Consider the following 11,935-nt stretch of genomic DNA (forward strand, 5'->3'; position numbering starts at 1 on the left):
CGATGAGGGGCTCGTCCCGCGGGAGGCGGGGGCACCCGTCCAGGCTCTCCCGGTTCTGGCCGAGCCGGAGCCGCGCACCATCGAGCGGGCTGCGGCCCGGGCCCACCTGATCGACGCCGCGGGCCCGGTGTTCACTCCGACGGCCCGGGTCCCTCTGGCGGGGCTGTTGCTCGCCCTGCCCGGCCTGGGCGCCACGGGCCTGCTCTCCTGCGCCGATGACGTCTACGGCAGCCTTCCGCCAGGGTTCTACGGGCTGGACACGATGCTGCTGGAGGGAGTCTTCCGGGCCCTGGCCGGCCAGCCCCGGGTCGAGGGGGCGGGCCGGTTCGCCCCGGCCGACCTGGGCCGGGTGCTCGGGATGGACCGGGCCCCGGAGGTCAAGACCATCCGCCGCAAGATCGCCCAGCTCGCCGCCCAGAACAGGGCCGGGGACCTCCTCGCGGCTATGGCCGCCCACCACCTGCACCGCCCCGACACCACCGCCGGCGACGGTGCCGGCGGTGACGACGGAGTCGGGCTGGTCCTGTACGTCGATGGGCACGTGCGTGCCTACCAGGGCACGAAGAAGATCGCCAAGACCCACCTGTCCCGGCTGCGGTTCCCCGCCCCCGCGACCGTGGAGACCTGGGTCAGTGACGCCGCCGGGGATCCGGTCCTGGTCGTGATGGCCCAGCCAGGTGCGTCACTCGCGATGGAGCTACGCGCCCTGCTGCCCGAGCTGCGCAGGGCGGTCGGGGACGAGCGGCGGGTCCTGGTCGGGTTCGACCGCGGCGGGTGGTCCCCGGCTCTGTTCGCCCACATGCACCAGGCGGGGTTCGACGTGCTGACCTGGCGCAAGGGCCCCGCCCAGGACCTACCGGTCGAGGAGTTCACCGAGGCGGTGTTCGTGGACGAGACGGGGCGGCAGCACACCTGGATCCTCGCGGACACGATGGTCGACCTGCCCGTCACGGGCGGCGGGCAGTTCACGCTCCGGCAGGTCACCCGCCTGGACACCACGAAGGACCCGGCGAAACAGGTCCACGTGCTCACGACCCGCACCGACCTGACGGCCGGGGAGGTGATGTACCGGATGGGTTCGCGGTGGCGCCAGGAGAACTACTTCCGCTACGCCCGCCTGCACCTGGGCCTGGACTCCCACGACTCCTACACGGCCACCGCCGACGACCCCGACCGCACTGTCCCCAACCCGGCCAAGCGCCGCGCCCACCAGGTCGTCCAGAACACCTACGCCAGGCTCGAGCGGGAGAAGGCCCGCGCCGAGGCCGCCCTGCTCGCCGCCCGTACCCCAGGCCCGGGCCAACACGAGGTCACCATCACCAACCCGGCCCACAACGCCCTGACCGCCTCCTGGCACACCGCCGAGGACGACCTCGCCGCCGCCCGTGCCGAGCACACCGGTGTTCCGGCCCGGGTCCGCCTGGGTGACCTCGCCCCCGGCCAGCAGGTCCTAGACACCGAGACCAAACTGATCCACCACGCCATCAAGATCGCCGCGTTCAACACCATCACCGCGATCGCCCGCGACATCCGCATCAACACCGGCTACGCCCGCGCCGACCAGGAAGCCTTCACCCTGACCCGCCAGGCCCTGACCAGCTCCGGGGACATCCTCCCCGACCCGAGCGCCGCCACCCTGACGATCCGCCTCGACCCCCTCCCCACCGCCCGGGAGACCACCGCGATCGCCCAGCTCTGCCAACACCTCACCGCCACCGCCACGACCTACCCCGGCACCGACCTCACCCTGCGCTATCAGATCAAGAACCAGGCCTGACCCCACACAAACTTTCACCACATGTCAGGAGTCCTGACGTCGACAACGACACACTCAAGCGGATCATGGCCGACCCCAAGGCGATGGCTGCGATCATGAACATCGAGGGCTTCCGCGCGCTTGGATCCGACATCTTCGAGACCGTCATCAATAAGAGCGAGAAGGTCAAGGCCACCAAGAAGGAGAAGGGCGACGACGTCACGCTCAAGGAGAAGAAGGAACTCACTGAGGAGGAGAAGGAGTACAAGTCGAAGCGGAAGCAGATCCAGGAGAAGTTGATCAAGTTTGCCACCCGGATTCCCTCGTTCATGTACCTCACCGATTTCCGTGAAAACACCCTTAAGGACGTCATCACCAAACTAGAGCCCGACCTGTTCAAGGTCGTCACGGGCCTGACTGTTGACGACTTCAACCTGCTTGTCTCACTCAACGTCTTCAACAGCGCGCACATGAACCAGGCCGTCTTCGCGTTCCGCCGTTATGAGGACGCGTCCTTGTCGTATACCGGGATCGAGAGCCACGAGGGCTCAACTCACTACGGCCTGTACGACACCGTGATCGCGAAAGAAGCGTGATCGAGGGGAGTGGGCATCGCTCGCATTCTCGGTCTTCGCACTCGTGCTCAGCGCTATCGCTATCGGTTGGCAGATCGGCGGCCACGTTCCTACCTGACAGCGTCCGCAGGTCGACGTCACCGGCATGAACTCGTGCCGGGGCTGGCGGGACCTGGCCTCCAGTCCGGTCAGGGAAGGTACTCCGGTGAATCCAGTGGATGTCGGGGCTCGCTGCTAGCGTCGGGGTGGCGATTCGGGAAAGGACCGAGTAATGGAACTCTTGTACGTGGTTGAGCTCGAGGTGCGGCCACGGGATGGCTCCGACTTGACGCCTGCAGATGCACGTGACCGGGTCAAGGGCCACCTTGCCGAGTGGCTCAGCTTCGAGCACTCGCCGGCACTTGAGCCTGACGCCTTCTCCGCCGACGGCAGTGCCACCCTCGTCAGTAAGCGGGAAGACAGGAGTGACAGTCGCGTTTCTTGGTCTAACGAAGGCACTCACGATGTAAGCGCACTAATCGTCACGGTGAGGACCGAGATCACGCGAAGCGGTCGTGCGGACTTCATCTGCATGGTCACCGTGTTCACTGAAGATGGCAGGACAGTCGTACGGCTTGAATTGGGCCGGGAGTCCCTGGATGGTGTCTTGGCGCCGGTGGGCATCGACTTCTTCAGGCGGCCGTACCTACTCGCCCTGCTTCTCCGGGATCGCGAACTTCAGTGCTGGTCCGGACCGAGCAACGTCGACGGCCGATTCAACTGGGTCAACCCACAACAGGCCGACTTCGTGTGGGAGGCGCTCTCAGCGGAAGGGCGTCTGCTACCGATCCTTCTCGTCGACGGGAGCGACGAGAAGGGTGAACGGCTCGCCCACAAGGCGGCGGGTGAACTTGCGGGACTCGCCCCGGTCCTAGCGGTCGATGCTCGGTCACAGCGCCTACTCGCTGACCGGCTGGACGAAATCGAGGCACCCATTCCGCGGGCCGGCGCACGCCTCGTCTGGCCGGACCTGTCGCTCCGGCATCCGGTATTCACAGCTGATCAGGCACAGTTCGCGCCGGGCCGGCTCCTGCGGATGTTGAGTTCTGTCTCCGTGACGGTTCGCGGCGTAAACCAACTCCTCCGCAGGGCGGAGGTTGCACAGCGAACTGAGCGCAACAGACAGATCGCCGCCGACCTCGCAGCCGCCAAGTCGCAGGGGGACCTCTCCAGGGAGCTTGAAGCGCAGACCCGAGTCATCGAGGAACTGCAGCAGGAAGTCGATCAGTACGGCTCGTGGTTTAGGCAAGTCGAAGAAGAACGGGACAGCTACAAGGCACAGGCGGCACAAGCCGCCTACTGGAGGCAAGAGGCCCAGCGTGCTCGCCAGTCCAGCGGACTGCGGGTGACTGATTGGGCAGAAGCACCGGATCTAGACTCGGCCGACCTTGCCGACCTGACATCATTCCTGGAGAAGCAGGGCCAAGGAGCTATCGTATTCACCCGTGACGCGCACCAGTCTTGGAAGCGCGACGACTATCCGCATATCGACGCTATGCGCGATGCGCTGATCGCCTTGACGAAGGCAGCCATCGAGTACAGGCGTCTTGGATGCCAGTTGGGCATGCTCCCGGACGACTGGTTCAGGCAGGAGTGGGAGCTCACGCTGGCGTCAACGGACAAGTACATGAGCAAGAACAGGCTCGACCGATTCACTTTCGACGGCAAGACCTACAGTCGCGAGCCCCACCTCAAGCTGGGCGACCACACATCTCCGAACGAGGTTGGCCGTGTGTACTTCGCGATGGATTCCGAGGATGAGCGCTTCATCGTGGACCACGTAGGTCTCAAGCTCTATGGCCTGTGAAGGTCGTCTTAATGGTCGGCCAACTTGCTGACTGAGTCGCGGAGGGCGTCCTCTCCGGCGCGGACGTAGTGGTTGAGGACCGTCGTGAGCTTGTCGCCGAGGTACTGGGCTACGACCTCCCACGGCTCACCGAGCTCGTCGTGGAACCACCTCGTTGCGGCGTGGTGGCGGAGGTTGCGGTAGACGATGGTGCGGGGCCAGGCGTTGTGGGGGTCGTTCTCGTCGACCCAGGCGCGGACGCGGTGCCAGCGGTCGTTGTGCAGTTCGGGCTTGACCGGCAGGCCGGTGACGGTGTCGATGAACAACCAGAGCTCGTCCTCGGGTGGGACGGGGTAGTTCCACCATGCGAGGTTCTTGTCCTTCTCCTGCGTCGCCAGTGACGCTCGACGTTGCCGTTCGGTTTCCTGCGCGTTGACGACCTGCTGGAGCGAGGCGCCGGCGGGAAGTCCGAGCACTTCCTTGACTCGCGGCAGAAGTTCCTCTCGCATCAGGGACTTCGGCAGCGGCACCTCGTGGAGGGTGTGGTTCTTCACCGGGCCACGGAACCCGGCCTGGCCGCGCGGGGTGATCCAGGAGCCGTTCACGTGGACGTAGCCGCGGTCGAAGAAGACGTCGATCGCGCGGAGCGCGTTCTGCTCACCGAGCCGAAGGCCGCCGAAGCCGGCCACGCGGATCTTGGTGCCAAGCAGGGGAAGGCGGGTCATCTGCGGGTCCGTGCCGTCGGGCCCGCACAGCTCGTCGGCCGCAGCCGCCATCGCCTTCACCTGGCGAGTCTCCGGGCGCAGGCGCGGGTCGACGTACTGCGCCGTCGCTCCGTGCAACACGTTGGCTCGCCCGATCTCCAAGCCGTCCAGCGGGTCGATGCTGCGGTCAAGCCAGCCCAAGCGCCACGCGAGTTTGCGCATCGCGGAGAGCTGGCCGCGCAGGTCCTCGCGGCCACGTTGGGAGAAGAGCGTCTTCGACCCCTTCTCCATCACCTTGCGGCTGTGCTCGACCCGCCACTTCGTCACCGGTACGTCGCCGACGGTGGGGAGGATGTGTGCGTTGAGCCGCGAGATGCGCTGCTCCATCGTCCGGGGCTGTTTGCCCCGGTCGATGCTGTCCTTGAGGTACTCCTCGCCGAGCATGCGGATCGTGCGCGATGCCCGGACGTCGGCGCCGACCGGCATCGCTTGCTCGGTGTCGAGCGCGGCCTCGGCCTGGGCGAAGATCTTGCGCGCTTCCTCTTCAGACGCGGCACGGCGGAGCACCCTCTTCCACGGTTCACCTTCGCCGTCCGGCGCCCGGAAGTAGACCTGGTACTTGTTGCTGCCCGAGCCGGGGGCGTAGAGCCGCACCCGCCACGGCCGCGAGCTGCCGCCGAGCGTGCGCGGCTTGCCCTGAGCCAGCAGCTTCGGTTGAGAGCGTGTGGCCACGAGACCGCCTCCTAGGCTGGTGACACCGGGCCCCGCAGGGCGGCCCGTTGCAGATCCATCGTGCATCACTCTCGTGCATCACACAAGAGAAAGTGATGCACGTGCCACTCGTCAGGAGTCACAGGAATGGCCAACCGCCTCGCATCGGCAACGAGTCCGTATTTGCTCCAACATGCCGACAATCCAGTGGATTGGTGGGAGTGGGGCCCGGCAGCCTTTGCCGAGGCGAGGCGCCGTGATGCACCAGTTCTGCTGTCCGTCGGGTACGCCGCCTGCCACTGGTGCCACGTGATGGCGCATGAGTCCTTCGAGGACGACGCCGTCGCGGCGGTGGTCAACGCGGGCTTCGTGCCCGTGAAGGTGGACCGGGAGGAACGGCCGGACGTCGACGCCGTCTACATGCGCGCCACCACCGCCATGACCGGCCAGGGCGGTTGGCCGATGACCTGTTTCCTCGCACCGGACGGCGAGCCGTTCTTCTGCGGCACGTACTTCCCGCGCGCGCAGTTCCTCTCGCTGCTGGCCGGGGTCACCGAGGCCTGGCGGGACCGGCGCGAGGAGATCCGCGCCTCGAGCGGGCGGATCACCGCGTTCCTCGCCGCTGACGTCGCGGCGGGCCGCCCCACCGCGCTCGACGCCGCCGCACTCGACCACGCGGCCGGGCGCCTCGCACAGGGCTTCGACCCCGTCCACGGCGGCTTCGGCCACGCACCGAAGTTCCCGCCGTCGATGGTGCTCGAGTTCCTGCTGCGCCACCACGCCCGAACCGGCGAGCAGGCATCGCTCGAGATGGTCGACAAGACGTGCGAGGCCATGGCCCGCGGCGGCGTCTACGACCAGCTCGCGGGCGGGTTCGCCCGGTACTCCGTCGACGCCGCATGGGTGGTCCCCCACTTCGAGAAGATGCTCTACGACAACGCCCAGTTGCTGCGGGTCTACCTGCACCTCTACCGGGCTCACGGCTCCGCGCTCGCCGAGCGCGTGGCGCGGGAGACGGCGGACTTCCTGTTGCGCGACCTCGCCACCCCCGAGGGGGCGTTCGCTTCCTCTCTCGACGCCGACGCCGTCGGCATCGAGGGGCTCACCTACGCGTGGACGCGGGCCCAGCTCATCGAGGTCCTCGGACCCGACGACGGCGCCCGGGCTGCCGCGCTCCTCGCCGTCACCGCCGAGGGCACGTTCGAGCACGGCAGCTCCACGCTCCAGCTCCTCACCGATCCCGACGACGGCGCCTGGTGGGCGCGGACCCGCGCCACCCTGCTCGCGGCACGAGCCGCGCGGCCGCAGCCGGGGCGCGACGACAAGGTCGTCACCTCCTGGAACGGGCTGGCGATCGCCGCCCTGGCGGAGGCCGGTGCGCTGCTCGGCGTGGATCGCTACGTCGCGGCCGCCCGCGCCTGCGCCGAGCACGTCGTCGGCACGCACCTGGTGGACGGCCGGCTGCGGCGGGTCTCGCGTGACGGTGCCGTCGGGCCCGCCGACGGCGTCGCGGACGACCACGGGAACCTCGCCGAGGGGTTGCTCGCCCTGCACCAGGCCACCGGCGAGGTCCGCTGGCTCACCACGGCGGGTGAGCTGCTCGACGTCGCGCTGGCGCACTTCGCCGACGGGGCGGGCGGGTTCTTCGACGTCGCCGATGATGCCGAACGGCTCGTGGCGCGGCCGCGGACCGGTGGCGACAACGCCGAGCCGTCCGGGCAGTCGGCGCTGGCCGGAGCACTGGTCACCTTCGCCGCCCTCACCGGGTCGACGCGCCACCGCGCGGACGCCGACGCCGCCCTCGCCGCGGCGGGCGAGCTCGCCCGCTCCGAGCCCCGGTTCGCCGGGTGGGTCCTGGCGGTGGCCGAGGCGGCGGTGGCGGGACCGGTGCAGGTAGCCGTGGTGGGGCCGCCGGGTCCCGAGGTCGCCCTGGCGGCCAGGGGCCGAGGCCGCCGTCCGACTGTCGATGACGAGGGAGGGGCAGCTCCCCAGGTCGACGCCACCGCCCGTCTCGTGGCGGTGGCCCGGGCCGGTACGTCCCCGGGACTGGTCCTCGCCGTCGGTCGGCCCGACGAGCCCGGTGTGCCGCTGCTGGCCGAGCGTCCCCTGGTCGACGGCCGAGCGGCGGCGTACGTGTGCCGCGGCTTCGTGTGCGAGATGCCGGTGACGTCGCCGGAGCAGCTCCGGGCGATGCTCACGCGCCGATGATCACCGGCCCCGGCCGGTCGCGCGATGACCATCCGTCGCAGCCTGGTCACTCCGGGTCGGTCAGTTCCTTGAGCAGGCGCATGACATGGGCGTCGATCTGGTCGCGGATGCGCCGAGCCTCCTCCGACGAGGCGTCTGCCGGGTCGACGATCTCCCAGTCCTCGTACCGCTTGCCCGGGTAGATCGGGCACGCATCCCCACAGCCCATGGTGATCACGACGTCGGCGGCCCGGACGACGTCGTCCGTCAGCGGCTTGGGGAACTCCCGGCCGAGGTCGATGCCGAGCTCGGCCATCGCGTCGACCGCGGCCGGGTGCACGTGCTCGCTCGGCATCGAGCCCGCCGACCGGACGTGGACGCGGCCGGCGGCATGGTGGTCGAGCAGCGCGGCGGCCATCTGCGAGCGGCCCGCGTTCTGGATGCACACGAACAGCACCTCGGGCACGTCGTGCGGGTGTCGCCCCCGGGACTGCGCGAGGGCGGTGAGCCGGTCCGCGGCGAACTTGGCGGTCAGGGACGGCAGGTGCGGTGTCACCCGTGCGGTCCGGGCCAGCGCCGTGTACGACTCGAACACGTACCGCTCGACGGTCTCGGCCGCGAAGACGCCGCTGAACCGGACGGCGAGCTCCTCGGCGATCCCCTTGAGGATGTGGTCCGAGCTGAGCAGCCCCGGCAACTCCTTGGTGTTCATCGTTCCTCCGGATGGCGGTGCGGTGCCTAGCGGTGGGGGCCGAGCTCGGCCAGGAACCCCTCCTTCGTCTTCGCGCCGACGAGGGAGGCGACCAGCTCACCACCTCGGTAGTGATGGAAGGTCGGGATGGAGACGACGCCGTACCTCACGACGCTCTCCGGGATCAGGCGTTCGCGGGGATGAGGCCGGCGATGAGCGCCTCGACGCGGCCCTTGATCTCGTCGCGCACCGGCCGGACGCCCTCGACGCTCTTGCCCGCCGGGTCCTCCAGCTCCCAGTCCTCGTAGCGCTTGCCGGGGAAGATCGGGCACGCGTCACCGCAACCCATGGTGATGACCACGTCGGACTCCTTCACGGCCTCGGTGGTCAGCACCTTGGGCTGCTCGGCGGCGATGTCGATGCCGACCTCGGCCATGGCCTCGACGGCGGAGGGGTTCACCTGGTCCGCCGGGGCCGACCCGGCGGAGCGGACCTCGATGGCGCCACCGGCGAGGTGGGCCAGCCAGGCGGCGGCCATCTGGGAACGGCCGGCGTTGTGGACACAGACGAACAGCACGCTGGGGCGGTCGGACATGGGTCTCCTCGGAGGTCAGCGGGCCGTGGCGGGTGCCATGGCCCAGGCGGGACGGGTGAGCGGGGCCAGGCGGGGGGCAAGGTCTGCGACCCGACGGCCGAGCTCGTCGAGGGCGCGCTCGAAGGCGTCGGGGGTGGCGGCCGGCAGCGGGTCGGGAACGGACCAGTGCAGGTCGACCTCGATGTCGAGCTCCTCGTGAGCGCGGTCGCACACCGTGACGACGAGGTCGCCGCGGCGGTGGATCTCGTTGACGTGGCGGGGCTCGATCAGCGGGAGCTCGAGGGCGTGCCGGCGGGCGACGTCGAGCGCCCCCGGCGCGATGCGCCGACCCGGGTGCGTACCGGCCGACGCAGCGGGGATGTCGCTGGCCCGCCGCCACAAGGCCGCCCCGAGGTGCGAGCGCGCGGAGTTGGCGGTGCACACGAACAGCACTCGGGGTACCTGCCGGGTTCGCGGGGTGGCCAGCCCGTCCAGCGCACCGGGCACGAGCCGGACGTAGGTGCGGCGCCCATCTCCCTCCGAGCGGGTGCGGACCACGAAGCCGGCCTGCTCGAGGACCTTGAGGTGGTGGGCCAGCAGGTTCGACGGGGCGCCGACGACCTCGGCGAGCTCCGACGGGGAAGCGTCGCCCAGGGTGAGGGCGTCCACGATCCGCAGCCGGGCTGCGTCGGCCAGGGCCGCGTGCAGGGCCACCCGGCGCTGCAGCTCCTCACTTCGCTCAGCACTCATTGTCTCAATGTTTGCTGAGGTACCTCGGTATGTCAAGGACCGCTGCCTGACGAGTTCGGCGGGCGTACTGGTGCAGCTCACTCGTCGCGGGCGGGCTGACACGGACAACCTCTGCCGGGTGCCGGACACGCCTACGGAGCACACACTGGCACCGTGCGCACAGTCGGCGTCGAGGAGGAGCTGCTTCTTGTCGACCGCGTGAGCGGGCGGGCGCTGCCGGCCGCTCACCAGGTGCTCAACCGGGCCGGCACAGAGGGCGCCACCCAGGATGCGGTCGGTCTGCTGGACAAAGAACTCCAGCAGCAGCAGGTCGAGACGCACACGGCGCCGCACACCGAGCTGGACCGCCTCGGCGAGGATCTCCGAACCGGGCGGCGCACCGCCATCGCCGCGGCCGGCCGGGCCGGGGCGCAGGTCGCGGCTCTGGCCACCTGTCCGCTCCCGGTGGTCCCGCGCGCGATGGACACCCTCCGCTACCGCACGATGGTCGAACGGTTCGGGCTGACGGCCAGGGAGAACCTCACGTGTGGATGCCACGTACACGTCTCCGTCGCCTCCCACGAGGAGGCGGTCGGCGTGCTCGACCACATCAGGTCCTGGCTGCCCGTACTGATCGCACTGAGCGCCAACTCACCGTTCTGGCAGGGCCGCGACACCTCCTACGCGAGTTTCCGCATCCAGGCCCAGGCGCGGTGGCCCTCGGCAGGCCCCACCGAGATCTTCGGCTCGGCCCAGGCGTACGACTCCCGGATCGCGGCCCTGCTCGCGAGCGAGACACTGCTCGACGCGGGCATGTTCTACTTCGACGCCCGCGCCTCGCACCACCACCCCACGGTGGAGATCCGCGTGGCCGACGTGTGCCAGGACGTCGCGGACGCGGTCGTCGCCGCCGGGCTCTGCCGGGCGCTCGTCACGACCGCGGCCCAGGAGTGGGGTGCCGGCGAGGCACCCACTCCCATCCCTGTGGACCTCCTGCGGATGGCGGACTGGCAGGCCTCGCGCGCGGGCATCGGCGGCAGGTTGCTCGACCCGCGCACCGGGCGGCCACGTCCCGCGGGACAGGTCGTGGCGACGCTGGTCGAACACGTGCGGCCGGCGCTGCGCGCGTGCGGGGACGAGGCGGTGGTGGAGGCCGGCGTCGAGCTGGTGCTCACCCGCGGCAACGGTGCCGACCGCCAGCGAGCGGTGCTCGAGCGTACCGGCCGGCTGGCCGCCGTGGTCGCCGATGCGGTGCGCGTGACGGCCGGCGAGGAGAGTTGACAACCGGCGAGGAGACGTGACGGCCGGCGAGGAGACATGAGGTCGTCCGCCCCCCGCACATGACGTCTTCCGCGAGGACTGTGGTGAGGATTTGCTGGTCATACACCAGCAGATCCTCACCACAGTGGGGAGCGGGAGGGGCGGCTAGGTCGACGAACCGTCACCCTCTGCGCGGTGCTTGCGCGCGGAGCGCTCGGCGGTGACGCCGGACGCTCCGGTGACCCCCGGGCCGGCGTACGCCGCGTCGAGGACGTCGCGGTTCGGTTCCGGGTGGTCCATGGCGGAGACTTCGGGGTGGTGCAGGTCGAATGCCGGCCGCTCGGAGCGGATCCGCGGCAACGAGGTGAAGTTGTACCGCGGGACCGGCGAGGCGGTCGCCCACTCCAGAGAGTTGCCGAAACCCCACGGGTCGTCCACGAACACCGTGCGCGGCCCGCGCTGGGTCTTGTAGACGTTGTACAGGAACGGCAGCGTCGACAAGCCGAGGATGAACGCCCCCACCGTGGAGATCTGGTTGTAGAGCTGGAAGCCGTCCTCGGGCAGGTAGTCCGCGTAGCGACGCGGCGCGCCCTGCACGCCCAGCCAGTGCTGGACCAGGAACGTGGTGTGGAAGCCGATGAACAGCAACCAGAAGTTCAGTTTGCCGAGCCGCTCGTCGAGCATGCGACCGGTCCACTTGGGCCACCAGAAGTAGAAGCCCGAGTACATCGCGAACACCACCGTGCCGAAGACGACGTAGTGGAAGTGGGCCACGACGAAGTAGGTGTCCTGCACCTGGAAGTTCATGGCCGGGCTGGACAGGATGACGCCGGTCAGCCCACCGAACAGGAACGTCACCATGAAGCCCAGGCTGAAGAGCATGGGGGTCTCGAAGGTGATCTTCCCGCGCCACATCGTGCCGA

10 protein-coding genes and 1 pseudogene are annotated in these 11,935 nt (G+C 69.4%); 5 read left to right on the plus strand and 6 right to left on the minus strand.

Going from position 1 to position 11,935, the window contains the following annotated elements; all coding sequences use genetic code 11:
- From ACYC1Z_RS11375 to ACYC1Z_RS11385, 3 genes and pseudogenes are all read left to right on the plus strand, one after another.
- On the plus strand, nt 1–1,777 hold a 1,777-nt coding region (locus ACYC1Z_RS11375; RefSeq protein ID WP_461409643.1), incomplete at its 5' end, for a putative transposase.
- 35 nt (nt 1,778–1,812) lie between these two features.
- Nucleotides 1,813–2,352: pseudogene (locus ACYC1Z_RS11380) on the plus strand (restriction endonuclease); the annotation flags it as partial.
- Between the two features lie 250 nt (nt 2,353–2,602).
- The gene (locus ACYC1Z_RS11385) at nt 2,603–4,177 is read left to right on the plus strand and encodes a hypothetical protein (protein WP_461409644.1); all 1,575 of its coding nucleotides are present in this window, start codon (nt 2,603–2,605) and stop codon (nt 4,175–4,177) included.
- Nucleotides 4,178–4,185: 8 nt separating this feature from the next.
- On the opposite strand, the gene ACYC1Z_RS11390 is transcribed toward ACYC1Z_RS11385, so the two are convergent.
- Nucleotides 4,186–5,592: a hypothetical protein gene (locus tag ACYC1Z_RS11390; RefSeq protein WP_461409645.1), complete on the minus strand. Its 1,407-nt coding sequence runs from the start codon at nt 5,590–5,592 to the stop codon at nt 4,186–4,188.
- Between the two features lie 126 nt (nt 5,593–5,718).
- On the opposite strand from ACYC1Z_RS11390, the gene ACYC1Z_RS11395 reads away from it, so the two are divergent.
- Nucleotides 5,719–7,779 (plus strand): thioredoxin domain-containing protein, encoded by a 2,061-nt coding sequence (locus ACYC1Z_RS11395; protein ID WP_461409646.1) that lies wholly within the window; start codon nt 5,719–5,721, stop codon nt 7,777–7,779.
- A 46-nt stretch (nt 7,780–7,825) separates the two neighbouring features.
- On the opposite strand, the gene ACYC1Z_RS11400 is transcribed toward ACYC1Z_RS11395, so the two are convergent.
- Genes ACYC1Z_RS11400 through ACYC1Z_RS11415 form a run of 4 tightly spaced genes read right to left on the minus strand, consistent with a single transcriptional unit; the run spans nt 7,826 to nt 9,773 of the window.
- Nucleotides 7,826–8,470 carry an arsenate reductase ArsC gene (locus ACYC1Z_RS11400; RefSeq protein WP_461409647.1) on the minus strand — a complete coding sequence of 215 codons (645 nt, stop codon included), beginning with the start codon at nt 8,468–8,470 and terminating at the stop codon, nt 7,826–7,828.
- 26 nt (nt 8,471–8,496) lie between these two features.
- Nucleotides 8,497–8,619: a thioredoxin family protein gene (locus tag ACYC1Z_RS11405; protein ID WP_461409648.1), complete on the minus strand. Its 123-nt coding sequence runs from the start codon at nt 8,617–8,619 to the stop codon at nt 8,497–8,499.
- Nucleotides 8,620–8,633: 14 nt separating this feature from the next.
- Entirely contained in the window at nt 8,634–9,044 is a 411-nt protein-coding gene (locus ACYC1Z_RS11410) for an arsenate reductase ArsC (RefSeq protein ID WP_461409649.1), read from the minus strand.
- A gap of 15 nt (nt 9,045–9,059) precedes the next feature.
- A complete protein-coding gene (locus tag ACYC1Z_RS11415; protein WP_461409650.1) occupies nt 9,060–9,773 on the minus strand; it encodes an arsenate reductase/protein-tyrosine-phosphatase family protein in 714 nt (237 codons plus the stop codon).
- Nucleotides 9,774–9,926: 153 nt separating this feature from the next.
- Here ACYC1Z_RS11415 and ACYC1Z_RS11420 point away from each other — a divergent pair, with 153 nt between their 5' ends.
- Nucleotides 9,927–11,033, plus strand: a complete 1,107-nt coding sequence (locus ACYC1Z_RS11420) for a carboxylate-amine ligase (RefSeq protein WP_461409651.1) — start codon at nt 9,927–9,929, stop codon at nt 11,031–11,033.
- A gap of 144 nt (nt 11,034–11,177) precedes the next feature.
- On the opposite strand, the gene ACYC1Z_RS11425 is transcribed toward ACYC1Z_RS11420, so the two are convergent.
- Nucleotides 11,178–11,935: cytochrome c oxidase subunit I (locus tag ACYC1Z_RS11425; RefSeq protein WP_461409652.1), on the minus strand; the 758-nt coding region annotated here is incomplete at its 5' end.

Source organism: Georgenia sp. (genome assembly GCF_054605595.1).